This is a genomic window from Arsenicicoccus dermatophilus, from assembly GCF_046267915.1.
GTDB classification, from domain to species: Bacteria; Actinomycetota; Actinomycetes; order Actinomycetales; family Dermatophilaceae; genus Arsenicicoccus; species Arsenicicoccus dermatophilus_A.
The window spans coordinates 850,948-877,454 of record NZ_CP176520.1 but is presented as its reverse complement, the minus strand read 5'-3'; the positions used below and the strand labels follow the sequence as shown (position 1 = coordinate 877,454).

The window sequence follows — 26,507 nt, the reverse complement described above, 5'->3', positions numbered from 1 at the left end:
GGCGGATCGGCCTCGGATGCGGGTCCGTCGGTCAGGCCCTCCGGGACAGCCGGGTTTGCAGATGCCGACGGAGGTACTTACCCGTATGGGTGGCTGTGCGGACGAGGTCGGTGACGCTGCCGGCGAACTGCACGAGTCCGCCGTTGTGTCCGCCATCGGGTCCGAGGTCGATGACGTAGTCGGCGGCTGCGATCACGTCGAGGTCATGCTCGATGACGATGACGGTGCGGCCGTCATCCACGAGGTGGTGCAACAGGTCGACGAGCCGGCCGGTGTCGATCGGGTGCAGTCCTGTGGTGGGTTCATCCAGGACGATGATGTTCGCGCCGGCCGTGAGCTCGCGAGCCAGCTTGAGACGCTGTCGTTCACCGCCGGACAAGGTAGTGAGGTTTTGTCCGAGGGTGACGTAGCCGAGCCCGACTTGGGAGGCGGTGGTGAGCAGGCGGTCGAGGCGGGTGTCGGTGAAGTGGTCGCGGGCCTCGTCGATGGTCAGCTCGAAGACGTCCGCGATGGTCAGTCCGTTCACTGCGTGTCGTAGGGCGCCTGGGCGGAAGCGCCGGCCCTCGCATGTCTCGCAGGGGGTAGTGACGGAATCGGCGAAGCCGAGGTCGATGAAGGTCAGGCCGGTGCCCTCGCAGGCGCGGCAGCCGCCGTCGGCGTTGGGTGAGAAGAGCCCGGCGGGCTGGCCTGTCGTCTTGGCGTAGATGCGACGGATTTCGTCAAGCATGCCGGTCCAGGACGCTGGCGTGGAGCGGCGCGAACCGCGGATCGCGCCTTGGTCGACGAGGACCGCGTCGGGAGCCACCTGGGGTAGGTGCCCGTGGATCAGGGAGGATTTCCCCGAGCCCGCGACGCCCGTCACGACGGTGAGGATGCCGAGGGGGATGTCGATGCTGACGTCACGCAGATTGTAAGAACGGGCATGCTCGATGCGCAGCAGACCGGTGGCCGCGCGGGGTTCGCGCTCGGTGACGTGGTGGGCGCGCAGTGCCCTCCCCGTTGGGGTGTCCGCGGCGCGGAGTTGTTCGAAACTGCCCTGGAAGACGAGCCGGCCGCCGTGAGGTCCGGGGGCCGGGCCGATCTCGACGACCTGGTCCGCGATGGCCATGATGGCAGGGTCGTGCTCCACGACGAGGACGGTGTTGCCTTTGTCGCGCAGAGCGATCAGCAGTTGCGCGAGCCGTTCGACGTCGCGCGCGTGCAGGCCGGTCGTCGGCTCGTCGAAGACGTACAGCATGTCGTTGAGGGTGCTCCCGAGGTGCGCGACCATGCGCACCCGTTGCGCCTCGCCCCCGGACAAGGTGGCGGTGGCCCGATCGAGGCTGAGATAGCCCAGCCCCAGCTCTGTGAGGCGGTCGAGCTGGGTGGTGATCTCGTCGACGACGGTGCACAGCGGGCCGAGGTCCCATGCGCGCATTGTGTCGCTCAGGTCGCTGACCTGCATCGCGTAAGCGGCGGGGAGCGTGAGCCCGTCGATGTATGCGGCGCGGGCAGCCGCGCTCAACCGTGTGCCACCGCAGTCGGTACACGACTGCTCGGTAACCAGCCTGTCGTAGGCCTTCTTGGCCTCGCCCTTGAGCTGGGCAGGGTCCTTGGCGAGCTGGATTCGCCTGAAGCGCAGCAAGACCCCCTCGTACTCGCCCGGGAGCGCATGGAGGCCGGTGGGCTCGACCTCACCGGGCTGCGCATCGAGAAGTAGGTGGCGTTCCTTGGTTGAGTACTGCTCGATCGGCACGTCGATGTCGAACAGCCCGCTGTGCGCGTAGCGGCGCCAGGCGAGTGACCCGGCCTTGTAGTCGGGGTGGCGGAAGGGGCCTTCGCGCAGCGAGCGCGCTTCGTCGAGGAAGGCCTCGACGTCGAGAGCCTTCTCCCGGCCCAGCCCGTGGCAGGTGGGGCACATGCCGGCTGGGTCGTTGAACGAGAAGGTGTAGGAGGACCCGACGTGCGGGGTGGCCCCGCGTGACCAGAGCATCCGCATCCAGTCACCGATGTCGGTGAAGGTCGCCACCGTGGAACGGGGCCCGCCGACGAGACGTCGTTGCTCGATGACGACGGCGGCCGACAGGTTCTCGAGCAGGTCGACGTCGGGGCGTCCGTAGGAGGGTAGGTAGTTCTGCGCGAACGCGCTGTAGGTGGAGTTGATCTGGCGTTGTGCTTCGGCGGCGATGGTGTCGAAGACCAGGGACGACTTCCCTGACCCAGAGACGCCGACGACGACGATCAGGCTGTGCTTGGTCAGGTCGAGGTCGATGTTCTGGAGGTTGTTCTGGCGTGCGCCGCGCACGCGAATCTCGTTGAGGGTCATGGGCACCTTCCTCGGCACAGGGACGTGAGGCGTGGAGTCGATCAAGGCGGGTCAGTCGTCGAGGTTGCGGTAGGCGCGCACGGCCAGGGGTGCGAAGACCGCTGCGGCGACGCCTGACATGGCCAACGAGAGGATCACGGCGTGATCCCCCGCCCAGGTGGCGGAGCTGAAGGCGGGTGATCCGGTCAGCTCCCGGGCGGCGTTGGCGGCTGCTGACAAGGGGTTCCATTCAGCGACGGCAGCCAGCCAGCCAGGCATGGTCGCCGGATCGACGAATACTGACGAGAGCATGCTGATCGGCCACACGAGGATCTGGACCGCGACGACCACCTCCGGCGAGGTGGCGCGCAGACCGGCGAACACCCCGACCCATAGGAGCGCGAAGCGGAAGGCGAGAAGTAGCAGCGCGGCCTCGACGAGACCGGTCCAGCTGCTGGGCCGCCACCCCATGAGAAGGCCGGCGACGCACGTTGTAGCCAGCGTCAGCGTCGAAGCCGCCATGTCGGCCAGACAGCGTCCCGCCGGGACGGCAGTGCCCGAGATGGGTAGGGATCGGAGCCTGTCGGTGATTGCGTTCTTCGCGTCCGTGGTGATCGCGAGCATCGTTCCTTCTAGACCGAAGAGCATCGCCACGGCCAGGACCCCTGGAACCGCGTACCGGAAGTAGGTGTGCAGGTCGCCGGCGATGGCGCCACCGAGCAGGCCGCCCATCATGAGCAAGACCATGGTCGGGAAAAGCAGGTTGACCAGGAAGGGGACCGGCTGGGCTCGCCAGTGGCGGAACGTCCGACCGGCGAGGACGAAGGACTGGGTCGTTGCGCGGCTCATCGGTTTTCCTCCGCAGCGGTCGGGGCGTACAAGGTCAGGTAGAGCTCTTCGAGCGAGGGTGGGCGAGTCTCGGTCCGCGGAGGTCCTGCGGCGAGGCGCAGCTCGTCGATGGATCCGGCCAGTACGACCGATCCGTCGCGCAGGAAGACCACGTCGTCGGCCAGGGCGTCTGCTTCCTCCAGGTACTGGGTCGTCAGGACGACTGCGGTCCCCTCGGCGACGAGGGCGCGCACTGCGGTCCAGAGTGAACGGCGCGCCACCGGGTCCAGTCCGGTGGTGGGCTCGTCGACGAACAACACCTGCGGACGGTTGATGAGCGCCACCGCAAGATCGATGCGTCGGCGCATCCCACCCGAGTACTGACCCACCGGACGCCCAGCGGCCTCGATGAGGTCGAACTGCGATAGCAGCTCCGTAGCCCGCTGTCGAGCCGCAGCGGGAGCCAGCCCCAGCAGGCGCCCGAATAGGACGAGGTTTGTGTGGCCCGACAGCACCTCGTCCAGGGCCGCGTACTGCCCCACCACACCGATCCGGCGGCGGACCTCAGAACCGCTGGTGCTGATGTCCGCCCCCGCGACCCGAGCGCTACCGCTCGAAGGGCGGGTGAGCGTAGTCAGCATCCGCAGGGTCGTCGTCTTCCCGGCGCCATTCGCACCCAGCAGCGCCAGCACGCGCCCCTCCTGCAGGCGAAGGTCCACGCCGTCGACCGCAGCCACATCCTGTCCGGCAAACCGCTTGGTCAAGCCGTCCGCTTCAAGAACCACCGTCATCTCGAACTCCTCTCACGATGCTCTGTACCGTACAGTGTACGGTACAGATCGCGGATATATTCCGGGTAGCGAAAGGAGGTCGCGATGAAGCCGTCCAAGGACACGCCGGCAGCCGGCGGCCCGGACCCGTTACGCCTGCTCCAGCTCCTGTGGAGCCCCGCCACGAAGATGGGGCGTTCCGGTATGACGCTGGACGCGGTTGTCGAGCGTGCGGTCATGCTTGCCGACGCTGACGGGATCGGAGCGCTGACGATGCGTCGCCTCGCCGACGAGGTGGGGGTCGGGGCGATGACCCTCTATGGGTATGTCCCGGGCAAGCCCGAGTTGGTCGAGCTGATGATCGATCGTGTGGCAGCGACGACATATGCGGGACGCGAAAAGCCAGTCGAGCTGCCCGACTGGCGCGCGGCCGTAAGGCACATCGCGACCTGCAACTATGACCACGCCGTCGCGCACGGCTGGCTCGGCGACGTGTCCCCGGCCCGGCCCATCCTGGGGCCCGGGCAGCTGGCGAAGTACGAGGACGAACTTGCCCCGCTGGACGGCATAGGTCTGGATGACCTGGCCATGGACCAAGCGCTGACACACCTGCTCGCCACCACGCAGTACGCAGCCCGCTGGCACGTTGCGATGGACCGTGCCCGCGCCGAGAGCAGGCTCTCCGACGCGCAATGGTGGCAGACGGTCGGCCCCCGCCTCAGCGAAAGGCTCGGCGACAACGACCTTCCCATCTCCAGCCGCGTCGGCCAAACCCTCGCCAACGCCGGCGACCCCCCAGGATTCTGTTCACGCGCAGTCGAGACCATCATCAGCGACCTCGAAGAACGAGTCACCTACAACCCCTGATCTCTCTGCGGGGGCAGTCCCGACGCCCGGACAGGTGGACGGACGAATGCACCGACGATGAACGGGCCGCCGTTCTCCGCGCTGCAGGCCACCGTGTAGCCCTCTTCGAGCTGGGGGCGACCGGGACAAGCCTGGCTCGATCAACGTGTCCGGTCAGTACAGCTAGCCGGCTCGGCGGGTTCGCGAACGGGCGCGCGCCTTGTCGAACCCGCCGACCAGCTCGGCCGTCAGGATCCACAGCAGAGCCGCCGACGGCGCGAGGACGACGAACACGACCCATCCCTTGAACGGGAAGGACAGATAGCTCCCCCCTCCAGCATCGGGGCGGTGACGCAGGCAGTACGCGACCCAGCCGAGTGTCATGGCGTCCACGAGCAACCACCAGTGCCAATGATCGACCAGCGTGATCCCCATCGGCCCCGTCCTTGTGCCTCAGCTCGGTCTCTCCAGCGTGACACAGCCGCCCGCTGCCAGCGGCGCTCCTGAACTCACGCCCATGCCGCGAGTCGGACGCCGCGGTTCGACGAGATTCGTGTTTGCTGCGGCCCCGGCGGACCGCCACGCTCGTGGCATGTCGAACACCGCGGCACCCGGCGGCTGGAGCCAGCCGCTGACCTTCACCCCGATGACCGTCGAGGTGGCCCAGGTGATCGCTGACCACTGGAAGTACCCTGCGCCCTATGACTTCCACGACGCCACGGCGGACCTGGAGGACTACGAAGAGTTCGTCACTCCTGCCCGATGGCCCGACCGGTTCTGGCAGGTCCGTCACGGCGAGGACCTGGTGGGCTTCTTCACGGCAGACTCAGGCGATCACGGTCGCTGCGAGATCAGCCTCGGGCTTCGCCCTGACCTGACCGGAGGCGGCCGCGGCCTGAGCTTCGTGCAGGCGGCCTTGGCCCACTTGGACACCGAAGGGCTCGCGCAGCGACCGGTCATGCTCAGCGTTGCGGTGTTCAACCAGCGAGCCATCACGGTCTACGAGTCAGCCGGCTTCTGCGCCGTCCGGTCGTACTCGCAACCCACCAACGGCGGCACCTACGCCTTCGTCGAGATGGAACTGGGCAAACACTGATCAACGCCCGCTCAGGCCGCCGTGGGCGCGGAGCGTCCGACCACGCAGCGCGGTGGTCGTGGTCGTCTGCGCGGTCGAGGTCGGGGTGCGCGAAACGTCGTCCTCGCTGGGATTCTGCGCCGAGCACGCCGCTGCGGGCGCTGCCGTGAGTTCATCTCGCAGCTGGCCCCGGAGAACCTGTCGGCCGAGGTGCTGGTGACCGACACCGACGTCGTTCGGCCCGAAGACCTGATGCCCTACCGGTGGCCGGTGGGCTGACCCGGCTGCCGGGCGATCACCGGGCCGTATGCCGGGAGGGCCCAGGATCAGAGGCGACCGACGCGCGCCGTACGCCGCTTCTCGAAGGGCTGGAACTGCCCGGGCCCCATCGGGCGCAGGGTCAGCACCACCACGCCCTGGCGGAACACCGGCCGGACGAAGTCCAGGCCCTCGATCCGGGCCTCGCCCTCGATCGGCCAGGGGTGGCCGGGGACCACGAGCTCGTCGATGATGGTGCGCTCCAGCAGCTCCATGGCGGTCATCGCGCCGCCCAGCTCGGACTGCCCAGGGAACACGAACAGCCTTCCGCCGTAGTGCGCCTCGTGGTCTGCCACGGCGTCCTGGGCCATCAGGGCCCAGCGGTGCTGGGTGCCGGGCAGGCGCGGCGCCGTGCCCGTCACGGCGGCGGTGACCAGGGCGATACCGTCCACCACGTGGGTGCAGGCGGTGACGACGTCGAGGTCGGCCAGCCTGGGGGCGGCCTGGCGCTCCGCGTCGGAGATGGTGCTCCACCATCCGGGCATCGCGACGACGGTGGTGGTGGCAGCGCTCGCCGTCATGTCGCCTCCTGCAACAGATGGGGTGGGGATGCACGACATTTGACGCGCTGCGGACGACCCGACGGCCACCACGACATGAACGAGAGCCGAACTCGGGGGATCTATGTGGGCCCATCGGGACGAACCGGGCGGGGCTGGGATTGCGTTGCGCCAGTTGGGACCTCGCGTGCAGTCTCGATCGTTACCCTCGACAGGAGGTGCTCGCAGGACAGGGCTGCGGGATCGCATCGGGACGACAGAGCGGGGTGAGGACGCTGGGCCTCGTGGCACAGGTGGGCAAGGGCGGGGCCGTCGGCCTCGCGGGGGCGGCCGGGCTGGGTGCCGCCGGCGTCGGGCTGCTCGCGGTGGAGGCGCGGATGGTGCGCCAGGTCGTCGGCACCCCGTTCGAGACGGCCCCGGAGGACTCCGGGGTGTACGGCGCGGGCCTGGGCGAGCCGCTCGAGCTGGCCGTGCTGGGCGACTCCCTCGCGGCGGGCCTGGGGGTCGACCACCGTCGGGAGACCATCGGGGCCACCGTGGCCCAGGGCATCGCCGCCATCGCCGGGCGCGCGACCCGGCTCACCAACGTCGCCGTGGTCGGCGCCGAGTCCGAGGATCTCGACGGCCAGGTGGACACCCTCCTGGAGCGGGTGCCCTCGCCGCTCGTCGCCATGGTCGTGATCGGCGGCAACGACGTCACCCACCGCAAGGACGTGCGCGAGTGCGTGGCCCACCTGGCCGGGGCCATCGGACGGCTCCGGGAGGCCGGGGCTACCGTGGTCGTGGGCACCTGCCCCGACCTCGGCACGGTCGAGCCGCTCCCCCAGCCGCTGCGGTGGCTGGTCAGCCGGTGGTCACGCGAGCTCGCCGCCGCCCAGACCGTCGCCGCGGTCGAGGCGGGCGCCCGCACGGTCTCCCTCGGGGATCTGCTCGGACCGGACTTCCTCGCCGAGCCGGGCCTGATGTTCTCCAAGGACCGCTTCCACCCGTCGGCCGCGGGCTACGGCCGGGCGGCGTCGGCGATCCTGCCGTCGGTGGCCTCGGCCCTGGGGCTGTGGCCGGAAGCCGATCGCCCGCTGGAGCCGCGGCGGGGCGAGGGTGTGGGCCCGCTGCACGTGGCCGCCGTGCACGCCGTGGACCACCCGGGCACCGAGGTGAGCCCGGACCCGCAGGACCAACCGTCCGCCGGCAGTCGCGCCGGGGCCTTGGCGGCGCGCACCCGCCGCACCCGCCAGGTCGTCCTGCGCCGGCTGCGACGGGCCGACCCGCCACCGGCCCCGGCAGGGGCACCGTCGCAGGCCCTGCTTCCCCCGGCCGCGGCGGACGCCACCCCGGCGGGCAGGGACCAGGCCGCCACCCCCGACCTGGACTCCGGCGCGACGCGGCTCGACACCCCGTCAGCGGTGACCGCCGGCTCCGCGGGCGACTAGCCACCCGGCCTCCCGACCGGTGGCCCGCGCGAGGGTGTCCCTGACCCCCGGAGAGTGCCGGACCGGGACCGAGGAGCTGCTCGCCTGGTCGCACCGACGACGAGGGCCTGGTCCGAGACGGACCAGGCCCTCGTCGCGTGGCTGGGGTGGTGGCTCAGCCGATCTGGCGGCGCAGCTGCCCGAGGCGCTGCGCGAGGTCCGGCAGGCCGACCGCGGCGGCGTCCCAGGTGCACACCTGCAGCTGGTGCAGCGCGGTGGCCGGCCCCAGGTCCGGCAGCTCCTGGCGGGGTCGGCCCGCCAGGTCCGCGGTCTGGTCGGCCAGCGCCTGCGCCAGGGCGCGGACCGCCCCGGACGAGCCGAGCGCGCGGTCCACGGGCAGCTGCTGCCACCTGCGGGCCACGCGCTCGAGCTCGGTGCGGGCCGGGCCGGGCCGGGGGTCGGCACCGGTGGTCACGGGTCCTCGCACCGGACGGTCAGTCGCGGAAGCGACCGATGAGGCGGAGCAGCTCGATGTAGAGCCAGACCACGGTCACGACCAGGCCGTGGGCGAGCAGCCAGGAGTACTTCTCCGGCATGCCGGACCGCACCGCGTTGTCGATCGAGTCGAAGTCCAGCGCCAGGGTGAACGCCGCCAGGCCGGTCGCGAACAGCGAGATCCCGATGCCGATGGCGCCGCTGCCGCCGAAGCCCCAGCCGCCGCCGACGCCCATGAGCGCCGCCACCAGGTTGATCAGCGCGAAGATCGCGTAGCCGAGCAGGGCCATCCCCATCATCCGGCGGAACTTGTCGGTGACCTTGACGAAGCCGAGCTTCCAGCCGGCGAACATCGCGCCGAAGACGCACAGGGTGGCGGTGATGGCGGTGGGCACCGCGCCGTCGTACATCCGCTCGAAGGCCTGGCTGACGGCGCCGACGAAGACGCCCTCGAGGATCGCGTAACCCACGATCAGCGGGACGCTGATCGCCTTCTTGAAGGCGATGACCAGGCCGAGGACCAGGGTGCCGATCATGCCGGCGAGCCACAGCGTGCCGCCCACGCCGGGCACGGTGGCCGAGGCGAACCAGCTGGCGGCGCCCACGGTCACGACGATGCCGAGGAGCAGCAGCGCCTTCATCAGCACGTCGTCGAGGGTCAGTCGGCGCTCGTGGGGCGGGGTGACCGAGGGGGCGGCATACATGTCCTGCAGCTGACCGGCACTCAGGTCCCGCTGGGGGTAGCCGCCGCGCGACTCCCGGTCGACGCGGTCGAAGATCGGGTTGCTCATCTGCTGTCTCCACTGGGTCGGGCCGCCGCACCGTGCGCGGCGGTCACACCAGGATGAGCGTGTCAGGGACGGCGGATGTTCCCGGCGTCCGTCCGGGTCACGCCATCGTGACCTTCTCGTGCCCTGACGGTGGTGCCCTCGACGGGAGTCGAACCCGCACCTGGAGCCATTTTAAGTGGCCTGCCTCTGCCGTTGGGCCACGAGGGCAGGTCCAGCGTATGCCGGAAGGCGGGTCGGGCTGCACGCTCGACCCGCCCTGCGCGTCCCCGGCCCTCGGGACCGGGGTGCCCGCTCAGCGCCGACGCTGCGAGCGGTAGTACTCGATCAGCTCGCGGGTCGAGGGGTCCTGCTGCGCCAGGGCGTCCGCGTCGCCCTCGATGGCCGGTCCGACCTCCTTGGCGAGCTTCTTGCCGAGCTCGACGCCCCACTGGTCGAAGGAGTCGATGCCCCAGACGACGCCCTGGACGAAGGTGATGTGCTCGTAGAGCGCGATCAGCTGCCCCAGGGTGGAGGGGGTCAGGCGCGGCGCCATGATCGAGGTGCTCGGGCGGTTGCCCTCGAACACGCGGGCGCTGACGAGCGCCTCCTCGGTGCCTTCGGCGCGGACCTCGTCGGCGGTCTTGCCGAAGGCCAGCGCCGCGGTCTGGGCGAAGAAGTTGGCGAGGAAGAGCTCATGGACGTCCTGGCCGCCGTCCTGCAGCGCGTGGCAGGGGTTGGCGAAGGCGATGAAGTCGGCCGGCACCAGGCGGGTGCCCTGGTGGATCAGCTGGTAGAACGCGTGCTGGCCGTTGGTGCCGGGCTCGCCCCAGAAGACCTCGCCGGTCTCGGTGGTGACGGGCGCGCCGTCATACCGCACCGACTTGCCGTTGGACTCCATCGTCAGCTGCTGCAGGTAGGCCGGGAAGCGGTGGAGGTACTGCGCGTAGGGCAGCACGGCGTGGGTCTCGGCGCCGAGGAAGTTGACGTTCCAGACGTTGACCAGGCCCATGAGGGCGGGGACGTTGCGCTCCAGGGGGGCGGTCCGGAAGTGCTCGTCCATGGCGCGCATGCCGCCGAGGAACTCCTCGAAGCGCTCCGGACCGATGGCCACGACCAACGAGGTGCCGATGGCCGAGTCGACGGAGTAGCGACCGCCCACCCAGTCCCAGAAGCCGAAGGCGTTGGCCGGGTCGATGCCGAACTCCGCGACCTTGTCCAGGGCCGTGGACACCGCGACGAAGTGCTTGGCGATGGCGTTGAGCGCCTGGTCGGAGTCGCCCTCGCGGATCGCGCCGTGCTGGACCAGTCCGTCCAGCAGCCACTTCTTCGCCAGGCGGGCGTTGGTCAGCGTCTCCAGCGTGGTGAAGGTCTTGGACGCGACGATGAACAGCGTCTGCTCGGGGTCGAGGTAGGCAGTCTTCTCGTGGACGTCGGTCGGGTCGATGTTGGAGATGAAGCGCAGCTCCAGCCCCTCCTGGCCGTACGGCTTGAGCGCCTCGTAGGCCATGACCGGGCCGAGGTCGGACCCGCCGATGCCGATGTTGACGACCGTCTTGATCGGCTTGCCCGTGACGCCGGTCCATCGCCCCGAGCGGATCGTGGTGGCGAACTCGTAGACCTGGCGCAGGACCTCACGGACCTCGGGGACGACGTTCCTGCCGTCGACCTCGACGTGGGCGTCGGTGGCGGCGCGCAGGGCGGTGTGCAGCACGGCCCGGCGCTCGGTGACGTTGATCCGCTCCCCGCGGAACATCGACTCGCGGCGCTGCTCCAGGCCGACCTGGTCGGCGAGCTCGAGCAGGTGACGCAGCACCCGGTCGTCGAGCAGGTTCTTGGACAGGTCCACGTGCAGGTCGGCGGCGTCGAAGGTGAGACGACGGGCCCGGTCGGCGTCCGCGGCGAACCACCCTCGCAGGTCCGGCTCGAAGGTCTCCTGGACCCGGTCGAGGGCCTGCCAGGCCGAGGTGGTGGTCGGGTCGACAGGATGTGCCATCGGGCTCTCCTCGCGGTGAATCGGACGTCGGTGCAGCTGCGCGAGGACGCCGTTGTCATCGCCGAGCATGGCGGGTGCCACGACGACGATCTAACCACTCGCCGGTGTGTCGGGTGGGCCGGGCCGGACAGATGACCGTTCAAACAGCGGAGATGCGAGACGGAGCGCAACGGTTGATCGGTCCAAGGAGTACGACCGCCTGCCCTGGCGTCACATTGTCCAGCAAAGTCCCCATGAAGCCGGACAGATTGAGCATATTGCCCCCAGATCTACCGACGGGTTGCGCAACCCCGGAGCCAGGAGCAGGGTGGGGGCGCCCGCACACCCACGGGCCGACGCACACTTCCGGAATCAGGTGACGAAAGATGGTCCAGGCCGAGCCGTACCGCATCAAGATGGTCGAGCCGCTGCACATGACGACGCGCGAGGAGCGCGAGCGGGCGATCAAGGAGGCGGGGTACAACACCTTCCTGCTGAAGAGCAAGGACTGCTACATCGACCTGCTCACCGACTCCGGCACCTCCGCCATGAGCGACGCCCAGTGGAGCGCCATGATGATGGGCGACGAGGCCTATGCCGGCGCCCGCTCCTTCGACAACCTGTGGAACGCCGTCGAGGAGTACTACGGCTTCCCGTACACCTGCCCCACCCACCAGGGCCGTGGCGCCGAGCACCTGATCTCCCAGATCCTGATCACCCCGGGCCAGCACGTCCTGGGCAACATGTACTTCACCACCACCCGCGCCCACCAGGAGATGGCCGGCGCGACCTTCCACGACGTGATCATCGACGAGGCCCACAACCCGAGCGCCCAGCACCCCTTCAAGGGCAACGTCGACCTCGACAAGCTCACGGCCCTGATCGACGAGGTCGGCGCCGACCAGATCGCCTACATCAACGTCGCCCTCACCGTCAACATGGCCGGCGGCCAGCCCGTCTCGATGGCCAACATCAGGGCCGTGCGCGAGATCTGCGACAAGCACAAGATCATCATGTGGTCCGACGCCACCCGCCTCGCGGAGAACGCCTACTTCATCCAGCAGCGCGAGGAGGGCTACGCCGACACGTCCTGCGCCGAGATCGCCAAGGAGATGCTGTCGTACTTCGACGGCCTCACCATGTCGGGCAAGAAGGACTGCCTGGTCAACATCGGCGGCTTCCTCGCCATGCGCGACGAGAACATCCTGATCAAGGCCCGCGAGCTGGTCGTCGTCTTCGAGGGCATGCCCACGTATGGCGGTCTGGCCGGGCGCGACCTGGAGGCCATGGCCCAGGGCCTCAAGGAGGCGCTCGACGACGACTACCTCGCCCACCGCATCGGCCAGGTCAACTACCTCGGCCAGCGCCTCATCGACGCCGGCATCCCGGTGGTCGAGCCCATCGGCGGCCACGCCGTGTTCCTCGACGCCCGCGCCTTCCTGCCCCACGTCCCCCAGGAGGAGCTGCCCGCCCAGTCGCTGGCGGCCGAGCTGTTCATCGAGTCCGGCGTCCGCAGCATGGAGCGCGGCATCGTCTCCTCCGGCCGCAACAAGGCCGGCGAGCACAACATGCCCAAGCTGGAGCTGGTGCGCCTGACGATCCCGCGCCGGGTCTACACCAACGCCCACATGGACGTGGTGGCCGACGCCGTCATCAGGGTCTGGGAGCGCCGCGAGGCCATCAAGGGCCTGAGGTTCGTCTACGAGCCGCCCACGCTGCGCTTCTTCACCTCGCGCTTCGAGCCGCTCGAGGTGTCCTCGACCAGCACCGGCAAGGACGACCACGAGCTGACCGCCTGACCGGCGCGCTCCCGACCGAGGTGGTGGGGCGGCTGGTCACAGCCGCCCCACCACCTCGTCCAGCATCTGCTCGGTGAGCCGGCCGGTGAAGGTGTTCTGCTGGCTCACGTGATAGCTGCCGACCAGCCGCACCGGCCGGTCCGCACCGTTGACCAGCACCGCCTCGGCGCCGTGACCGAAGCGCGGCAGCGGGCGCGGCACCGCCCACCCCACCCGCCGGGCCGCGGCCAGGGTCTGGGTCCACGCGATCCCCCCGAGCGCGAGCAGGCTCTGCACGTCCGGCTCCACCAGGCGCAGCTCCTGGTCCAGCCAGGGCGCGCAGGTCGCCTTCTCCTGCGTCGAGGGGGCGTTGTCCGGCGGCGCGCAGTGCACCGGAGCGGTGATGCGTATGCCGGTCAGGGCGAGCCCGTCGCCCGCGTGCACGCTGGTGGGCTGGTTCGCGAAGCCCGCCCGGTGCAGCGCGGCATACAGCCAGTCCCCGCTGCGATCCCCGGTGAAGATGCGCCCGGTGCGGTTGCCGCCGTGGGCGGCCGGCGCCAGCCCGACGACGAGGACCCGCGGGTGCTGGTCGCCCCACCCGGTGACCGGTCGGCCCCAGTAGGGCTGGTCGGCGAACGCCGCCCGCCGGGTCGCCGCCACCTGCTCGCGCCAGGCCACGAGCCTCGGGCACGCCCGGCACACGGCCACCCGGGCGTCGAGCTGCTCCAGGGTGCGGGCGGACGCCGCGAGCCGGGCGACGTCGTCGGCTTGATGGGCCCGCGGCGTGCGCGGAGCGGCCGGGTCGCCAGGCCACCCCGTGCCGGGCGGGACCGGCGAGGCGAAGGGCTGGCCGGTGAGCGGGTGCGGCGAAGTCATGCCCGGCAGCATCCCATCCGCGCCACCGGCCCTGCGAGGAGGATGGGGGCATGAGCGCGAGCGAGCGGGTGGTGCGTCCGGCCCGGCCCCAGGACGTGGTGGCCCTGGTGGACCTGCGGCGGGTGATGTTCGAGGCGATGGGGGCGGCGGGCGCCGACCGGGCCCCCTGGCAGAAGGCCGCGGGCGGCTGGTTCCGAGCCGCCCTGGACGACGAGGACGTGCTGGCCGTGGTCGCGGACCTGGACGGCGAGGTCGTCGCCTCGGCGCTCGGCCAGCTGCGTCGAGGGTGCCCGGGGCCGGCCACGCCCACCGGCGTCGACATGCTCCTCTCCTCGGTCGCCACGGCCCCGGGTCGCCGCTGCCAGGGCCACGCACGGGCCTGCGTGGACGCGGTGCTGGCCTGGGCCCGCGAGCGGGGCGCCGACCGGGTCGAGCTGTTCACCACCGCCGAGGCGGCCGGGATCTACGAGGTGCTGGGCTTCCGCAGCACCGACTTCCCGGCGCTGCGCGTCTCGCTCGTCCGATGACCGGCCGCGTCACGCCGCGCGCCCCGCCGCCCGGGGTACGGGCGGCAGGGCAGGCGGAGGGCAGGTCAGCGCGGGGTCGGCATGGCGAGCGAGGACGCGGCCGTGGCGGTGGCGGCGGCAGCGGCAGCGGAGGGGACCACGGCGGAGGCCGGGGCTCCGGACGCCGAGGTCGAAGCCGTCGCGGTGGCGGTGGACGACGGCGTGGCCGCGACCGACGGGGTGGGGGCGGGCGTGGCCGCGGCCAGCGGCGCCACCTGCGTCGGCGGGACCCAGGACGGGGTCGATCCGTCCGGGCCGTTCGCCGGACGCCAAGGGTCCTGCCCCGCCTGGACCACCGGGAAGACGTTGGCATAGCTGCGGCCGTAGACGTCCACGACCCGCGGCTGATCCACCCCGGAGACCGGGGGCTGTCCGGTGAGCTCCTTCCCCGTATCCGTCACCAGCCGGGCCCGCGGCACCCGGCGGCCCTGCTCGTCGTACACGAAGATGTTGGCGACGTGCTCGCCGTCGTGGACCAACCCCTCGACCTGCTGGTCGACATAGGCCACCCGCTCCTCGGAGACGGGCCCCGAGACCAGGAAGCGGCCCACCAGCTCGGCCCCGAGGACGAGCGCTGCCATCACCGCCACGAGGTTGCCGGCGAGCAGCGCCCGCCGGGCCCAGGACCGCGTCCCTGGACCCCGCCTCCCCAACCGGACGCTACCGACGATCGCGGGCCCGAGCAGGAGCACCGCGAGCAGACCGTCCCAGCTCGACCACGCGCTCAGGACCCAGACCGCGAGGTAGCCCCGCAGCAGCCACCACGCCGGCCGCAACGTGCAGACGTAGTCGGCGCACGTCCTCAGCCAGGGGTGCTCGGCGACGGCGCGCTCCCAGCGGCGCCGGGTCCGCTCCCGCCCTGACGTGATCCGAGCCGTGACCCCCCGCATCCCCCTGGTGCGGGGAGCCACGACAGCTCGTGAGGGCAGGTCGGCGGCCGCACGCAGCTCGTCGGCGCAGCGCTCGGGCGCGCCCAGCCGCTCGAGGAGCGACCCTGCCTCGGCACGGATCTCGGCGAGGTCGGCCTCCATGCCAAGGGTCAGCTCGTCGACCACCTCGGCGTCCAGGTCGTCCAGGGCGCGCCGCACCCGGGCGACGTACTCGGCCACGTCGAGGTCCTGCTCGGGGGCACGCCCCTGGGTCACCGTCGCACTCATGCCACTGCCTCCGCGTCCTCGAGCAGGTCCTCCATGGTCCCGGCGAAGGTGCGCCAGGTCTTGCCCTGACGCTCGAGGGTCGCGCGACCCTCCCGGGTGATGCCGTAGTACTTGCGGTGCGGTCCCTCGTCGCTGGGCACGACGTAGGACGTCAGGGCCCCGGCCGCGAAGAGGCGGCGCAGCGTGCCGTAGACGCTGGCCTCCCCCACGTCGACGAGGCCGGCCGCTCGCAGCCGTCGGACCACGTCGTAGCCGTAGCCGTCCTCGCGCGCCACGACCGCCAGCACGGCGAGGTCGAGCACGCCCTTGACGAGCTGTGTGGTCTCCATGGCCACCTCCTGTCTCCGGCTGGAGAGTACCGCGGATTGCGCACTAGTGTCCAGAACAAAATAGCCGGGATCGGGCATGCGGAAGGGCCCGCCCCACCGAGGTGGACCGGGCCCTTGCCGTCAGGACGTAGGCCGGATCAGACCGTCCGGCGACGCCGCGCGACGACGGCACCGGCGCCCACCAGCGCCATCGCACCGACGCCCGCACCGGCGGCGAGGGCCGAGGAGCCCTGGTCCGCGGTTGGCGCGGGGGTGGCGGGAGCGGCAGCCGGAGCCGCTGCGGCGGGCCGGCCGAAGCCGCCGGCCATGCCCGCCCGGTCGTACGCACTGCCCGCCTGCTTGTCGGCATACTTGCCATGAACGATCCGCTGATAGGCCGCGACCGTCGTCCCGGCCGGACCCACGGCCTTGCGAGCCTCGTCGTTCAACGGCACCACCCGGTCACCCCTGACCGCATACCAGGCATTGATCTGCGGCTCCCGGAACAGAGTCCCACCAGCCGCCTGCCGCGCCAGCTGCGCCTCCAGATCACCAGCAGCCGCGTTGATCGCCTTCCAGCCGGAGCCGTCCTGCGCCTTCACCGACCACACCGACACCGTCTGGTCACCGACCTGCACGGTGTTCGACACATACCCCAACCGGGCCACCGGACCCGCACCCCGAGCCACGAAGTCCCTGCTCAGCACATTCACCTCGGTGGTGGTGCCGGGGACGACGCGGGCCGCGACCGGAGAGGTGGCCTGGGCGGACTGGAGGCCGGGGTTGGCCTGCTCGGCCTGCTTGGCGGCCACGCGCCGGGCGAGTCCGAGACCCTTGGCGCTGCTCACAGCAGACGTGGCTGCCGCACGGTCCCCGGAGGGAAGCGGGGTGGGGGTGGTGCCGTCTGCGGCCTGGGCCGACGCGGCCCCCGCGCCGAGCAGGACGCCCGCGGCAGCGACGGACAGGGCAAGACGGGTGGTGCGAGCGGTCATGTCAGGCTCCGATCCGATAGAGCGAGTGCGTCCAGGAGAAGTCGGCGTTGTCGACGTAGTAGTCGTAGGCCCCCACGTTGATCCGCTGGTCGCTGGGCCAGGGGTTGTACCACTCGATGTCCCCGGAGTTGGGGTCGTAGCCGTTGATCACCATCATGTGACCGCCGCCGGAGGACCACTGGATCCGGGTCAGGATCGGCCGGTCGGCCTTGATCTCCGTCTGGATCCCGCTGAAGCCTAGGGTGCCGGAGATGTAGGAGCCCGAGGTGATCCCCAGCGCACGAAAGGCCGTCTGGTCGTCGGCCAGGGTCGCCTGGTCGTTGGGGCAGCTGCTGCCACGGCTGCGGCGGAAGGCCAGGTTGCAGAAGTCGTTCTGCGACACCGAGCGGCCCTTGTAGGCCGCGATGGTGGTGCCGGTCGCGGCCCAGCACCAGTTCGTCTGCTGCTGCGCCTGAGCCTGGATGGGCAGGTCGGACGACCCGTCGTCGTAGACGATCGGGGCGGCGACGGGGCGCAGCGGAGCCGCCTGGGCGACCGTGGTCGCGGCAGGGGCGACGGTCAGCGTCGCGGCGACGGCGACGGCGGACGCCAGCGCCTTCAGGGGGGACGTTCGTGGGGACACCGGTCCTCCTCGGGGGTGGGGTGAGGTGGGGTCACGCTAGTTCTGACGGTGCGTGACGAGGAAGACCTGATTTCGCAACTATGCCGCAGCGTGAATAACCTTCACGCCAATCACCACTCGTTTCACGGGTCGCCACCGCCGGCGCCGTGAATCTTCACGCCAGGAGGCAGCGTTGCCTGATGGTGCCACCAGGGCCGAGTTCGCCGCGGGCCTGCACGCCGCCCTCGTCCGTCGCGGGCTGCCGCTCGCCCGGGTCCAGGCCCGGCTCGCCGCCGCCGACCACCCGGTCGCCCTGAGCACGCTCAGCCAGTGGCAGCACGGGCACCGGGTCCCCCGCTCCCCGCGCTCGCTCGCCGTGGTGGCCGAGCTCGAGCGCATCCTGGAGACGCCCCCGGGGGCCCTGACCGTGCTCGCCGGGCTGGTCAGCGCCGGGACCGCCGACCGGGTGCGGCAGGTCGTGACCTACGCCGGGGCCTTCACCCACCTGGTCCAGGAGCTGGGAGCCACCAGCTACGGGGCGCTGGAGACCCTCGGGACCCACGACCGGGTCACCCTCGACGCGGTGGGCGCGCTGCGTCGCCGGCGGACGGTGACGGTGCTGCGGGCGACGGCCCCCACCGACCGGCACGTCATCGCCCACGGGATGGACCCTGGAGGCGACGTCGACAAGGTGACCGTCCGGGCCCGCAGCGGGTGCCGCCTGGGCCGGGTGCTGCGTGACGCCGAGGCGGGCGTCGTGGCGGCCGAGCTGCACTTCGACCGGTGGCTGGGGGTCGGCGACACGGTCGTGCCCGAGGTGCAGATCGACCACACCGACGTCGTGCCCTCCACGGAGTTCTACCGCTGGTCGACCACGCCGGTGCCGCTGCTCGTCGTGGAGGCGCACTTCGACCGGGCCCTCGTGCCCACGACGGTGCAGGCCTACTCCCGCCCGCGCTCCGACGCACCCGACACGACCAGCCAGGAGCTGCCCATCGTCGGCGGCGACCGGGTGCACCTGGTGCGTCAGCCGGCCGACCCGGGCGTGGAGGGGATCCGCTGGACCTGGCCGGGCAGGTGAGGTCCGGCGAGGGGCGCCGCAGGGCCCCTGACGCCGTGACGACAGGGGCCCTGCGAGAGGTATGCCGGTCAGGCGGTGCGGCGACGCGCCACGACGGCGCCCGCCCCTGCCAGCACGAGCGCACCCACGCCACCGGCGACCAGGCCCAGGGACACGCGCTGGTCCGCGGCCGGCGCCGCAGCGACGGGAGCGGCAGCCGGAGCCGCTGCGGCGGGCCGGCCGAAGCCGCCGGCCATGCCCGCCCGGTCGTACGCACTGCCCGCCTGCTTGTCGGCATACTTGCCATGAACGATCCGCTGATAGGCCGCGACCGTCGTCCCGGCCGGACCCACGGCCTTGCGAGCCTCGTCGTTCAACGGCACCACCCGGTCACCCCTGACCGCATACCAGGCATTGATCTGCGGCTCCCGGAACAGAGTCCCACCAGCCGCCTGCCGCGCCAGCTGCGCCTCCAGATCACCAGCAGCCGCGTTGATCGCCTTCCAGCCGGAGCCGTCCTGCGCCTTCACCGACCACACCGACACCGTCTGGTCACCGACCTGCACGGTGTTCGACACATACCCCAACCGGGCCACCGGACCCGCACCCCGAGCCACGAAGTCCCTGCTCAGCACATTCACCTCGGTCGCGGCGCCGGCCACCAGGGAGGGGGTGGCGGTGGCGGTGGGGGCGATCCCCTGGGTGCGGTCGGACCGGGCCGCCACCTGGCGGGCCAGGTCGAGCGCGGCCGGACTGGCGGCGGCGGCCTCCGCGGCGGAACGCTCCGGGGCGGGCAGCGGTGCCGGGGAGACCTCGGCAGCGTGCGCGGCCGCACCCTGACCGAGGGCCACGGCGCCGGCGAGGGCCACGATGCGGACGATGCGTGCGGTCATGTCAGGCTCCGATCCCGTAGAGAGAGTGCGTCCAGGCGAAGTCGGCGTTCTCGACGTAGTAGTCGTAGCTCGCGACGTTGATCCGACGGTCGCTCGGCCACGGGTTGTACCACTCGACGCGACCTCCCCGGGGGTCCACGCCGACGATCGCCATCATGTGGCCACCACCCGACGACCACTCGATCCGGGTGAGGACCGGCCGGTCGGCGTTGATCTCGCGCGTCACCACGTCGAAGCCGAGGGCGTCGTAGACATACCGACCCGGGTTCAGCCCCAGCGCCCGGTACGCCTGCTGGTCGTTGGCCAGGCTCGCCTGGTCGTTGGGGCAGCTCCCCCGGGAGCGGCGGAAGGCCAGGTTGCAGAAGTCGTTCTGCGACACCGAGCGGCCCTTGTAGGCCGCGATGCTCGAGCCGGTCGCGGCCCAGCACCAGTTGGTCTGCTGCTGGGCACGGTTGTCGAGGTGAAGCTCGGCGGAACCGTCACGGTAGCGGTCGACGCCCGCGACGGCGCGCGCGGGCGCGCCCGCCTGGGCGGGGGCCGCGACCGCGGGGGTCAGGCCGAGCGCGACCGCGGCAGCGCCGGCATACGCCAACGCCTTGAGCGGGGAGACGGGGGACACGATTTCCTCCTGGGAGATGCGTGGGCTGCACAGGTGATCGAACCGTAGAACCGCTCACTCCCCGGACAACAGGACCGGAGGACCAGGCCCCCTGCCGTGAACCGCGTTCACGGCTGCGACCAGCAGATTTTCTCGATGACACCCCGGAAGCCGTGAATGTTCACACCTTTACCGGAGCGTAGGAAACCACCCAGCGTGACCGACCGTCTCGATGCGTCTGCCCCCCGTCGACGGTCCGGTGGCGCGCCCGCCCTGCTGGTGCTAGTCCCGGCAGGACCTCGTGCCGGGCGCGCATATCCTCGTCCCACCGCACCGCCCACCAGCCCGGGAGGACCCATGAGGGACGGCTCCGCCTCGACGGAGTTCGCCGCCGCCCTGCACGAGGCCGTCCACCGTCGTGGCCTGCCCCTCTCCCGGGTGCAGGTCAGGCTCGCGTCGATGGGACATCCCGTGGCCGTGAGCACCATCAGCCAGTGGCAGCGCGGTCACCGGGTCCCCCGCTCGGAGCGCTCGCTGGCGGTCGTGGATGCCCTGGAGCAGGTCCTCGACGCCCCGCGCGGCTCCCTGCGAGCCCTCGCCCTCGCGGTGCCGCCCGCCGCCCCGGGCGCCGGGCGACCGCAGCCCCTGGCGGGCTATGACGCGACCTTCCGGCGACTGGTCGCCGAGCTCGGGCTGGGCTCGTCCTACCCCTCGGTGGAGACCGTGAGCGCGCACGAGCACCTCACCCTCCTCGCCGACCGGACCCTGCGCCGGCGGACGACCCTGGCGGTCAGGGCGACCTGCACCACCGACCGGCACGCCGTCGCGCACGAGATCGACCCGGGCGGCGACGTCCACCAGGTGACCGTCCGGGCGGGCGGCGGATGTCGCCTGGGTCGGGTCCTGCGCGACCCGGCGGCGGGGGTGGTGGTCGCCGAGCTGCACTTCGACCGGTGGCTGGGCGCAGGCGACACCGCGGTGCTGCAGACCCAGGTGGAGGACACCAACCAGGTCCCCCGCACCGAGTTCTTCCGCTGGTCGACGCACCCCGTCCCGGTGCTCGTGCTGGAGGCGACCTTCGACCGCGCGATGGTGCCGACGACGGTGCAGGCCTTCTCGCGGCCCCGCGTCCAGGCCCCGGACCGCACCTGCGACGAGCTGCCGATCACCGGCGGCGACCGGGTCCACCTCGTGCGTCAGCCGGCCGAGCCCGGCAACCACGGTCTGCGCTGGACCTGGCCCGACCCCTAGCGCGGGCCGGGGTCGGTGCGGGCCGAGTGGATGCCCCCGGCGGTCGGCCCCGGGCGGCGTCCGCCTCCGCTCAGCGCCCGGCGAGGTCGAGGGCGAGGCCGTCGAGGATGTCCCGCTCGGAGGTGATGACGAGGTCGTCGGCGCCGGCGGCGGCCACCCGCTCGACCACGCGTCGCCAGATCAACGCGCCGGCGCCGATCACGTCGACCCGGCCGGGGTGCAGGAAGCCCAGCGCCGCGAGCTCCTCCCCCGGCATCGCCAGGAGGTCGGCGCAGGCCTGCAGCACCACGGCGGCAGGGGTGGCAGCCAGGTGGATGCGGTCCGGGTCGTATGCCGGCAGGCGCAGCGCCTGGGCCGTCAGCGTGGTCACGGTGCCGGCCACCCCCACGAGCGTGCGGACCCCGTCGAGCGGCACCGCGGCGCAGGCGAGGTCGAGCCCGGCGTCGACGTCGGCGATGGCGGCGGCCACCTGCGCCGGGGTGGGTGGCTGGTCCAGGTGGTGCCGCTCGCGCAGCCGCACGCACCCCACGTCGACCGACCGGGCGGCCGTCACCCGCGCCACCCCGTCGACCACGTCGCCGCGGACCAGCTCGGTGGAGCCGCCACCGATGTCCACGACCAGGAAGGGCCCGGGGACGCCGCGGGCCACCAGGTCACCGGTGGCGCCGCGGAAGGACAGCGACGCCTCCTCGGCGCCGCTGATCACCTCGGGCTCGACGGCGTAGCCCGCCCGCGCGAAGGCCGCCCGCACCCCGGCCACGAAGTCGTCCGCGTTGCGGGCGTCCCGCGAGGCCGAGGTCGCGACGAACCGCACCGCGTCGGCGCCCAGCTCGCGGCACCGCTCGGCATACTGCCGGCTGCGTCCCAGCGCCCGCGCCATGGCCGCGTCGCCGAGCGTCCCCGTGGCGTCGACGCCCTCGCCCAGCCGGACGACCTCCATGCGGCGGTCGACGTCGACCGACGTGCCCCGCGCGGGGTCGACGTCGGCGACGAGCAGCCGGATGGAGTTGGTGCCGCAGTCGACGACCCCGACCCGGCGGGCGCCGTCTGCGCGAGTCACGCGCGCTCCCAGCCGTGCTCGCCCTTCACCACGCAGCAGCCGGGCGCCCACCACCGCCCGACGGCGGCCAGGGCCTCGTCGCCGAGGGGGTTGACGCCGGGGCCCGCCGCCAGGGCGTGACCGGCGAGGACGTGGAGGCACTTGACGCGGGTGGGCATCCCCCCGGCGGAGATGCCCTCGATCTCGGGGACCGAGCCGAGCGCGGCACGGTCGGCGAGGTAGTCCTCGTGCGCCCGCCGGTAGGCCGCCGCCAGCTCCTCGTCGTCCTGGAGACGCTGGGTCATCTCCCGCATCGTGCCGTTGGCCTCGAGCGTGGACAGGGCGCCGGTCAGCCGGGGGCAGGTGGCGTAGTAGGTCGTCGGGAAGGGGGTCCCGTCGGGCAGCCGCGGCAGGGTCCGCAGCACGTCCGGTCGCCCGCAGGGGCAGCGGTGGGCGACCTCGACGACCCCACGGGCGACCCGGCCCAGCTGGGCCTGCACGGCGGCGGCGTCCTCGGCGGACAGCCCGGCGCCCGGCGACGCGGGCTCGCCGGAGGCGGCGGTGGAGGTGGGGTCGCTGGTCATGACGGGCCTTTCGGGGCAGGGCGGTTCGGTGGGGCGGGTGTCTGGGTGGAACCGGGGTGACGGCAGGTCGGGCTCGTCGCGGGGCCCACGTCGGCGTGGGCCGAGAGGGTGCTCAGGGGGCCGTCAACGGCGACGGGACGGTCGGGGCTGCGGGAGTCGCTCCGCCCGTGCCCGTCGCGGCGGCACCGCCCGTCCCGGCCGTCCCGGACGGCGTGGCGGCGTGGCGTCCCCGGGTGCTCGTCGCGCTCGGGGAGGGGCTCGGGAGGGTGTCGATGATGCGGGGCGCCTGGTCACCGCCAGGGGCACCGGACGGGCTCGTCGCGGTCGGGTCGGCCCCGAGGGTGTCGGCGACCTGCAGCGAGCCCCACACCTGGCCGTACCACGGTCGCTCCTTGGCGTCCGGATCCACGCCCACGACCTTGGCGTCCACCTCGGAGCGCTGCCCGGTCCGGGGATCCAGGACGACGTAGGACGTCTCACCCGGCTTGACGAAGTAGAGCCGGGTGCGGATCTGCTGCTCGACGTATGCCGGGTCGTCCCACCGGGCACGGTCCTGCGCCAGCTGGTCGACCTGACGCTGCTGCTCCACGATCGAGCGCTCCAGCGCGGCGATCTCGTCACGCTGGGCGAGGTAGCGACGGATGGTGGGCACGAGCATGATCGACAGGAGGACGACGATCGCCGCCAGGCCGACCAGCCGCCGCGTGGTCGCCGGACGCACCCGGGGCCTCGGGTCGGCCGGCCGGGTCGCCGGTCGCGCGCGCTCGCGGGGACGGGCCGAGCCGGCCCGGCCACCGGTCGAGGCGGTCGCCGTCCCCGTTCGGGAGCCGGACGGGCGCGTCGAGCCACCCGCCTGCGGGGCAGCACCGGTGGAGGGGCGCCTCGCCTTGCGAGGCGCCCCTCCACGGGAGGTGCTGTCGGGCATGCGGCCCAGACTAGGCGCCGGCGCCCTTGAAGCGCGGGAAGGCGCCCGCGCCGGCGTAGACGGCGGCGTCGTCGAGCTCCTCCTCGATGCGCAGGAGCTGGTTGTACTTCGCGACCCGCTCGGAGCGGGCCGGGGCGCCGGTCTTGATCTGGCCGCAGTTGGTGGCGACGGCCAGGTCGGCGATGGTGACGTCCTCGGTCTCGCCGGAGCGGTGGGACATCATGCAGCGGTAGCCGTTGCGGTGGGCCAGGTCGACCGCGTCGAGCGTCTCGGTCAGCGAGCCGATCTGGTTGACCTTGACCAGCAGCGCGTTGGCGGTGTCGTTGCTGATGCCGCGCTGGAGCCGCTCGGGGTTGGTGACGAACAGGTCGTCGCCCACGAGCTGGACCTTGTCGCCGAGCTGGTCGGTGATGGACTTCCAGCCGTCCCAGTCGTCCTCGTTCAGCGGGTCCTCGATGGAGACGAGCGGGTAGCGCTCGACCAGGTCCTGGTAGTAGGCGATCATCTCGTCCGCGGACTTCTGACCACCCTCGAAGGCGTAGGAGCCGTCGTCGTAGAACTCCGAGGCCGCGACGTCCAGCGCCAGGGCGATGTCCTTGCCGGGCTCGTAGCCGGCGGCGCGGATGGCCTCGAGGATCAGGTCGAGCGCGGCGGCGTTGGACTCGAGGTTGGGGGCGAAGCCGCCCTCGTCGCCGAGGCCGGTGGCCAGGCCGCGGTCGTGCAGGACCTTCTTGAGCGAGTGGTAGACCTCGGCGCCCCAGCGCAGGGCCTCCTTGAAGGAGGGCGCGCCGATGGGGGCGATCATGAACTCCTGGATGTCGACGTTGGAGTCCGCGTGGGAGCCACCGTTGAGGATGTTCATCATCGGGACGGGCAGGACGTGCGCGTTGGGGCCGCCGACGTAGCGGAACAGCTGCAGGCCCGCGGACTCGGCGGCGGCCTTGGCCACGGCCAGGGAGACGCCGAGGATGGCGTTGGCGCCCAGCGAGCCCTTGTTGTCGGTGCCGTCCAGGGCGATCATCTCGACGTCCACGCGGCGCTGCTCGCTCGCCTCGTAGCCCAGGATCCGCGGGGCGATCTCGTCGAGCACGGCGTTGACGGCGTCCTCGACGCCCTTGCCGAGGTAGCGACCCTGGTCGCCGTCGCGACGCTCGACGGCCTCGAACGCGCCGGTGGACGCGCCGGAGGGGACGGCCGCGCGGGCGATGGTGCCGTCCTCGAGCGCGATCTCGACCTCGACGGTCGGGTTGCCGCGCGAGTCGAGGATCTCACGTGCGCCTACTGCTTCGATGTTGGCCACAAGAACTCTCCTGGTCGATGTCGTCAGTGCGGTTCGAGCCTAGCCCCTGGGCCTGGGAGCGGCCCCATCCGGGCCGACGGCAAGCGTGCCCGGCGCCACCTGGTGGACGCCCGCGTCCGCGGACCTGGCGATCCGGTCGACGACCCCCCGCAGCGCGAGCTCGGCGTCCACGCCCTGCGCCCGGGCCTCGAGCACCAGGGCCCACAGCCGGACCCCCACGTCAGCCTCCGGACCTGCAGGCGTCGCCGCCTCGAGCAGGTCGGCGCGTCCCCGACGCTCCAGCCGGGTGGCGAGCTTGGTCGCCCGCGCCAGGGCGGGCAGCGACGCCGGCACCCCGTCCAGCACGCCGGAGCGCTCGGGCTTCTCCTGGGCCTTGATCGCCTCCCAGCTCGCCTCGACGTCGGCCGGGCCGCTGACCACGGCGTCCCCGAAGACGTGCGGGTGGCGGCGTCGCAGCTTGGCGACGATCCCCTCGGCGACGTCGTCGACGTCGAACGGCGCGGTGGGGTGCTCCTGACCCACGCGGGCGTGGAAGGCCACCTGGAGCAGCACGTCGCCGAGCTCCTCGACCAGGTGGTCCCGGTCGCCGGAGGCGATGGCGTCGGCCAGCTCGTGGGCCTCCTCCACGGCGTACGGCGCCAGCGACTCGTGGGTCTGCCGGGCGTCCCAGGGGCAGCCCCCGGGCGAACGGAGCCGGTCCATGACGGCCACGAGGTCGAGCAGCCGCTCGCCGGTGCGGGGCCGCTCGACCTCGGGGTCGCTGCTCATGGGAGGGCTCAGGGGTTCCGGGTCGCCGCGGCGGCGTCCAGCGTCATCCAGTTGCGGCCCTCGGGCCGGACGCTCAGCCGCTCGCGGTCGAAGGTGCCGTAGCGCGGGTTGACCCGGATGTCGGCGGCCTTGAGCTGCTGGACGACCTTGGCCTCGACCGCGGGGTCGAGCTTGCCGAGCGCCAGCGCGGAGCGGACGAACTCGACGGTGGTCGGGCTCGGGTCGTCGATCTTGTCCAGGACCTGGCGGGCGACGTCGTCGGAGACCGCCTGCCCGGCCTGCTGGACGGCCGGGAGCACGAACTGGCCGTAGGCCAGGGCCGTGACCACGTCGGTCGGCGACATCGGCTGCGTGGCCTTGCTGGAGCCGGTGTTGAACTCCCGCGTCGCCTGCTGGACGTCGGACTCCAGGATGGTCCGGCCGTCGACCACGGCCGCCGCCCGGGACTCCTCCCGCTCCAGGCAGCCGGAGAGGAGGCCGGATGCGGCCACCACCACGGCGAGCGTGGCGGGCAGCGTGCGCTTGGTAGGCACCATCAGGTCCT

General features: G+C 72.0%; 28 protein-coding genes and 1 tRNA gene. 7 read left to right on the top strand and 22 right to left on the bottom strand.

What is annotated here, in order from left to right; translation table 11 throughout:
* Positions 1 to 31: 31 nt before the first annotated feature.
* From ACK2IS_RS04465 to ACK2IS_RS04455, 3 genes are read right to left on the bottom strand one after another with little or no spacing between them, the layout of a single operon-like run.
* Positions 32 to 2,305, bottom strand: coding sequence for an ATP-binding cassette domain-containing protein (locus ACK2IS_RS04465; RefSeq protein WP_409484949.1), 2,274 nt, complete (start codon positions 2,303 to 2,305; stop codon positions 32 to 34).
* Between the two features lie 51 nt (positions 2,306 to 2,356).
* A complete protein-coding gene (locus ACK2IS_RS04460) occupies positions 2,357 to 3,133 on the bottom strand; it encodes an ABC transporter permease (RefSeq protein ID WP_409484948.1) in 777 nt (258 codons plus the stop codon).
* A complete protein-coding gene (locus ACK2IS_RS04455; RefSeq protein WP_409484947.1) occupies positions 3,130 to 3,903 on the bottom strand; it encodes an ABC transporter ATP-binding protein in 774 nt (257 codons plus the stop codon). The genes ACK2IS_RS04460 and ACK2IS_RS04455 overlap by 4 nt, the downstream gene beginning before the upstream one ends.
* A gap of 84 nt (positions 3,904 to 3,987) precedes the next feature.
* On the opposite strand from ACK2IS_RS04455, the gene ACK2IS_RS04450 reads away from it, so the two are divergent.
* Positions 3,988 to 4,749, top strand: coding sequence for a TetR/AcrR family transcriptional regulator (locus ACK2IS_RS04450; RefSeq protein ID WP_409484946.1), 762 nt, complete (start codon positions 3,988 to 3,990; stop codon positions 4,747 to 4,749).
* Between the two features lie 162 nt (positions 4,750 to 4,911).
* Here ACK2IS_RS04450 and ACK2IS_RS04445 read toward each other — a convergent pair whose 3' ends face one another.
* Positions 4,912 to 5,163, bottom strand: a complete 252-nt coding sequence (locus ACK2IS_RS04445; protein WP_409484945.1) for a hypothetical protein — start codon at positions 5,161 to 5,163, stop codon at positions 4,912 to 4,914.
* A gap of 157 nt (positions 5,164 to 5,320) precedes the next feature.
* On the opposite strand from ACK2IS_RS04445, the gene ACK2IS_RS04440 reads away from it, so the two are divergent.
* The gene (locus tag ACK2IS_RS04440) at positions 5,321 to 5,824 is read left to right on the top strand and encodes a GNAT family N-acetyltransferase (protein ID WP_409484944.1); all 504 of its coding nucleotides are present in this window, start codon (positions 5,321 to 5,323) and stop codon (positions 5,822 to 5,824) included.
* Positions 5,825 to 6,129: 305 nt separating this feature from the next.
* Here the strand turns inward: ACK2IS_RS04440 and ACK2IS_RS04435 are convergent, their stop codons facing one another.
* Positions 6,130 to 6,642, bottom strand: a complete 513-nt coding sequence (locus ACK2IS_RS04435) for a hypothetical protein (protein ID WP_409484943.1) — start codon at positions 6,640 to 6,642, stop codon at positions 6,130 to 6,132.
* Between the two features lie 245 nt (positions 6,643 to 6,887).
* On the opposite strand from ACK2IS_RS04435, the gene ACK2IS_RS04430 reads away from it, so the two are divergent.
* A complete protein-coding gene (locus ACK2IS_RS04430; protein WP_409484942.1) occupies positions 6,888 to 8,051 on the top strand; it encodes an SGNH/GDSL hydrolase family protein in 1,164 nt (387 codons plus the stop codon).
* A 154-nt stretch (positions 8,052 to 8,205) separates the two neighbouring features.
* On the opposite strand, the gene ACK2IS_RS04425 is transcribed toward ACK2IS_RS04430, so the two are convergent.
* The 4 genes from ACK2IS_RS04425 to pgi form a co-directional block, all read right to left on the bottom strand.
* Positions 8,206 to 8,505: a hypothetical protein gene (locus ACK2IS_RS04425; RefSeq protein ID WP_409484941.1), complete on the bottom strand. Its 300-nt coding sequence runs from the start codon at positions 8,503 to 8,505 to the stop codon at positions 8,206 to 8,208.
* A 19-nt stretch (positions 8,506 to 8,524) separates the two neighbouring features.
* Complete coding sequence (locus ACK2IS_RS04420; RefSeq protein WP_409484940.1) at positions 8,525 to 9,316, bottom strand: Bax inhibitor-1/YccA family protein; 792 nt, start codon at positions 9,314 to 9,316, stop codon at positions 8,525 to 8,527.
* Positions 9,317 to 9,446: 130 nt separating this feature from the next.
* A tRNA-Leu gene (locus tag ACK2IS_RS04415) sits at positions 9,447 to 9,523 on the bottom strand.
* A gap of 85 nt (positions 9,524 to 9,608) precedes the next feature.
* Positions 9,609 to 11,288 (bottom strand): glucose-6-phosphate isomerase, encoded by a 1,680-nt coding sequence (gene pgi, locus ACK2IS_RS04410; protein ID WP_409484939.1) that lies wholly within the window; start codon positions 11,286 to 11,288, stop codon positions 9,609 to 9,611.
* A gap of 365 nt (positions 11,289 to 11,653) precedes the next feature.
* On the opposite strand from pgi, the gene ACK2IS_RS04405 reads away from it, so the two are divergent.
* Entirely contained in the window at positions 11,654 to 13,066 is a 1,413-nt protein-coding gene (locus ACK2IS_RS04405) for a tyrosine phenol-lyase (protein ID WP_409484938.1), read from the top strand.
* A gap of 36 nt (positions 13,067 to 13,102) precedes the next feature.
* Here ACK2IS_RS04405 and ACK2IS_RS04400 read toward each other — a convergent pair whose 3' ends face one another.
* Complete coding sequence (locus ACK2IS_RS04400; RefSeq protein WP_409484937.1) at positions 13,103 to 13,921, bottom strand: uracil-DNA glycosylase; 819 nt, start codon at positions 13,919 to 13,921, stop codon at positions 13,103 to 13,105.
* A gap of 50 nt (positions 13,922 to 13,971) precedes the next feature.
* Here ACK2IS_RS04400 and ACK2IS_RS04395 point away from each other — a divergent pair, with 50 nt between their 5' ends.
* Positions 13,972 to 14,448 carry a GNAT family N-acetyltransferase gene (locus ACK2IS_RS04395; RefSeq protein ID WP_409484936.1) on the top strand — a complete coding sequence of 159 codons (477 nt, stop codon included), beginning with the start codon at positions 13,972 to 13,974 and terminating at the stop codon, positions 14,446 to 14,448.
* 65 nt (positions 14,449 to 14,513) lie between these two features.
* Here the strand turns inward: ACK2IS_RS04395 and ACK2IS_RS04390 are convergent, their stop codons facing one another.
* The 4 genes from ACK2IS_RS04390 to ACK2IS_RS04375 form a co-directional block, all read right to left on the bottom strand.
* Positions 14,514 to 15,644 carry a hypothetical protein gene (locus ACK2IS_RS04390; RefSeq protein WP_409484935.1) on the bottom strand — a complete coding sequence of 377 codons (1,131 nt, stop codon included), beginning with the start codon at positions 15,642 to 15,644 and terminating at the stop codon, positions 14,514 to 14,516.
* Positions 15,641 to 15,973 carry a PadR family transcriptional regulator gene (locus ACK2IS_RS04385; RefSeq protein ID WP_409484934.1) on the bottom strand — a complete coding sequence of 111 codons (333 nt, stop codon included), beginning with the start codon at positions 15,971 to 15,973 and terminating at the stop codon, positions 15,641 to 15,643. The genes ACK2IS_RS04390 and ACK2IS_RS04385 overlap by 4 nt, the downstream gene beginning before the upstream one ends.
* A 137-nt stretch (positions 15,974 to 16,110) precedes the next feature.
* Entirely contained in the window at positions 16,111 to 16,944 is an 834-nt protein-coding gene (locus ACK2IS_RS04380) for a hypothetical protein (protein ID WP_409484933.1), read from the bottom strand.
* A gap of 1 nt (position 16,945) precedes the next feature.
* Positions 16,946 to 17,566 carry a papain-like cysteine protease family protein gene (locus tag ACK2IS_RS04375; RefSeq protein WP_409484932.1) on the bottom strand — a complete coding sequence of 207 codons (621 nt, stop codon included), beginning with the start codon at positions 17,564 to 17,566 and terminating at the stop codon, positions 16,946 to 16,948.
* 172 nt (positions 17,567 to 17,738) lie between these two features.
* Here ACK2IS_RS04375 and ACK2IS_RS04370 point away from each other — a divergent pair, with 172 nt between their 5' ends.
* Entirely contained in the window at positions 17,739 to 18,626 is an 888-nt protein-coding gene (locus ACK2IS_RS04370) for a hypothetical protein (protein ID WP_409484931.1), read from the top strand.
* 68 nt (positions 18,627 to 18,694) lie between these two features.
* Here the strand turns inward: ACK2IS_RS04370 and ACK2IS_RS04365 are convergent, their stop codons facing one another.
* The gene (locus ACK2IS_RS04365; RefSeq protein WP_409484930.1) at positions 18,695 to 19,498 is read right to left on the bottom strand and encodes a hypothetical protein; all 804 of its coding nucleotides are present in this window, start codon (positions 19,496 to 19,498) and stop codon (positions 18,695 to 18,697) included.
* A 1-nt stretch (position 19,499) separates the two neighbouring features.
* Entirely contained in the window at positions 19,500 to 20,117 is a 618-nt protein-coding gene (locus tag ACK2IS_RS04360) for a papain-like cysteine protease family protein (protein WP_409484929.1), read from the bottom strand.
* Between the two features lie 336 nt (positions 20,118 to 20,453).
* On the opposite strand from ACK2IS_RS04360, the gene ACK2IS_RS04355 reads away from it, so the two are divergent.
* Positions 20,454 to 21,347, top strand: coding sequence for a hypothetical protein (locus tag ACK2IS_RS04355; protein WP_409484928.1), 894 nt, complete (start codon positions 20,454 to 20,456; stop codon positions 21,345 to 21,347).
* Positions 21,348 to 21,417: 70 nt separating this feature from the next.
* Here the strand turns inward: ACK2IS_RS04355 and ACK2IS_RS04350 are convergent, their stop codons facing one another.
* The 6 genes from ACK2IS_RS04350 to ACK2IS_RS04325 all read right to left on the bottom strand — a co-directional run bounded on the left by ACK2IS_RS04350 (position 21,418) and on the right by ACK2IS_RS04325 (position 26,499).
* Complete coding sequence (locus ACK2IS_RS04350) at positions 21,418 to 22,407, bottom strand: exopolyphosphatase (RefSeq protein ID WP_409484927.1); 990 nt, start codon at positions 22,405 to 22,407, stop codon at positions 21,418 to 21,420.
* Positions 22,404 to 22,970 carry a DUF501 domain-containing protein gene (locus tag ACK2IS_RS04345; RefSeq protein ID WP_409484926.1) on the bottom strand — a complete coding sequence of 189 codons (567 nt, stop codon included), beginning with the start codon at positions 22,968 to 22,970 and terminating at the stop codon, positions 22,404 to 22,406. The genes ACK2IS_RS04350 and ACK2IS_RS04345 overlap by 4 nt, the downstream gene beginning before the upstream one ends.
* A 112-nt stretch (positions 22,971 to 23,082) precedes the next feature.
* Positions 23,083 to 23,895, bottom strand: a complete 813-nt coding sequence (locus tag ACK2IS_RS04340) for an FtsB family cell division protein (RefSeq protein ID WP_409484925.1) — start codon at positions 23,893 to 23,895, stop codon at positions 23,083 to 23,085.
* A 10-nt stretch (positions 23,896 to 23,905) separates the two neighbouring features.
* Positions 23,906 to 25,195: a phosphopyruvate hydratase gene (eno, locus tag ACK2IS_RS04335; RefSeq protein ID WP_409484924.1), complete on the bottom strand. Its 1,290-nt coding sequence runs from the start codon at positions 25,193 to 25,195 to the stop codon at positions 23,906 to 23,908.
* 39 nt (positions 25,196 to 25,234) lie between these two features.
* Complete coding sequence (locus tag ACK2IS_RS04330) at positions 25,235 to 25,963, bottom strand: YabN family protein (protein WP_409484923.1); 729 nt, start codon at positions 25,961 to 25,963, stop codon at positions 25,235 to 25,237.
* An 8-nt stretch (positions 25,964 to 25,971) separates the two neighbouring features.
* Entirely contained in the window at positions 25,972 to 26,499 is a 528-nt protein-coding gene (locus ACK2IS_RS04325; RefSeq protein WP_409484922.1) for a hypothetical protein, read from the bottom strand.
* Positions 26,500 to 26,507 lie beyond the last annotated feature (8 nt).

What these genes read in the sequence shown, in the direction of transcription:
- ACK2IS_RS04465 (WP_409484949.1), bottom strand. Translation starts at nt 2,305, where the DNA reads ATGACCCTCAACGAGATTCGCGTGCGCGGCGCACGCCAGAACAACCTC.
- ACK2IS_RS04460 (WP_409484948.1), bottom strand. Translation starts at nt 3,133, where the DNA reads ATGAGCCGCGCAACGACCCAGTCCTTCGTCCTCGCCGGTCGGACGTTC.
- ACK2IS_RS04455 (WP_409484947.1), bottom strand. Translation starts at nt 3,903, where the DNA reads ATGACGGTGGTTCTTGAAGCGGACGGCTTGACCAAGCGGTTTGCCGGA.
- ACK2IS_RS04450 (WP_409484946.1), top strand. Translation starts at nt 3,988, where the DNA reads ATGAAGCCGTCCAAGGACACGCCGGCAGCCGGCGGCCCGGACCCGTTA.
- ACK2IS_RS04445 (WP_409484945.1), bottom strand. Translation starts at nt 5,163, where the DNA reads ATGGGGATCACGCTGGTCGATCATTGGCACTGGTGGTTGCTCGTGGAC.
- ACK2IS_RS04440 (WP_409484944.1), top strand. Translation starts at nt 5,321, where the DNA reads ATGTCGAACACCGCGGCACCCGGCGGCTGGAGCCAGCCGCTGACCTTC.
- ACK2IS_RS04435 (WP_409484943.1), bottom strand. Translation starts at nt 6,642, where the DNA reads ATGACGGCGAGCGCTGCCACCACCACCGTCGTCGCGATGCCCGGATGG.
- ACK2IS_RS04420 (WP_409484940.1), bottom strand. Translation starts at nt 9,316, where the DNA reads ATGAGCAACCCGATCTTCGACCGCGTCGACCGGGAGTCGCGCGGCGGC.
- pgi (WP_409484939.1), bottom strand. Translation starts at nt 11,288, where the DNA reads ATGGCACATCCTGTCGACCCGACCACCACCTCGGCCTGGCAGGCCCTC.
- ACK2IS_RS04405 (WP_409484938.1), top strand. Translation starts at nt 11,654, where the DNA reads ATGGTCCAGGCCGAGCCGTACCGCATCAAGATGGTCGAGCCGCTGCAC.
- ACK2IS_RS04400 (WP_409484937.1), bottom strand. Translation starts at nt 13,921, where the DNA reads ATGACTTCGCCGCACCCGCTCACCGGCCAGCCCTTCGCCTCGCCGGTC.
- ACK2IS_RS04395 (WP_409484936.1), top strand. Translation starts at nt 13,972, where the DNA reads ATGAGCGCGAGCGAGCGGGTGGTGCGTCCGGCCCGGCCCCAGGACGTG.
- ACK2IS_RS04390 (WP_409484935.1), bottom strand. Translation starts at nt 15,644, where the DNA reads ATGAGTGCGACGGTGACCCAGGGGCGTGCCCCCGAGCAGGACCTCGAC.
- ACK2IS_RS04385 (WP_409484934.1), bottom strand. Translation starts at nt 15,973, where the DNA reads ATGGAGACCACACAGCTCGTCAAGGGCGTGCTCGACCTCGCCGTGCTG.
- ACK2IS_RS04380 (WP_409484933.1), bottom strand. Translation starts at nt 16,944, where the DNA reads ATGACCGCTCGCACCACCCGTCTTGCCCTGTCCGTCGCTGCCGCGGGC.
- ACK2IS_RS04365 (WP_409484930.1), bottom strand. Translation starts at nt 19,498, where the DNA reads ATGACCGCACGCATCGTCCGCATCGTGGCCCTCGCCGGCGCCGTGGCC.
- ACK2IS_RS04355 (WP_409484928.1), top strand. Translation starts at nt 20,454, where the DNA reads ATGAGGGACGGCTCCGCCTCGACGGAGTTCGCCGCCGCCCTGCACGAG.
- ACK2IS_RS04345 (WP_409484926.1), bottom strand. Translation starts at nt 22,970, where the DNA reads ATGACCAGCGACCCCACCTCCACCGCCGCCTCCGGCGAGCCCGCGTCG.
- ACK2IS_RS04340 (WP_409484925.1), bottom strand. Translation starts at nt 23,895, where the DNA reads ATGCCCGACAGCACCTCCCGTGGAGGGGCGCCTCGCAAGGCGAGGCGC.
- ACK2IS_RS04330 (WP_409484923.1), bottom strand. Translation starts at nt 25,963, where the DNA reads ATGAGCAGCGACCCCGAGGTCGAGCGGCCCCGCACCGGCGAGCGGCTG.
- ACK2IS_RS04325 (WP_409484922.1), bottom strand. Translation starts at nt 26,499, where the DNA reads ATGGTGCCTACCAAGCGCACGCTGCCCGCCACGCTCGCCGTGGTGGTG.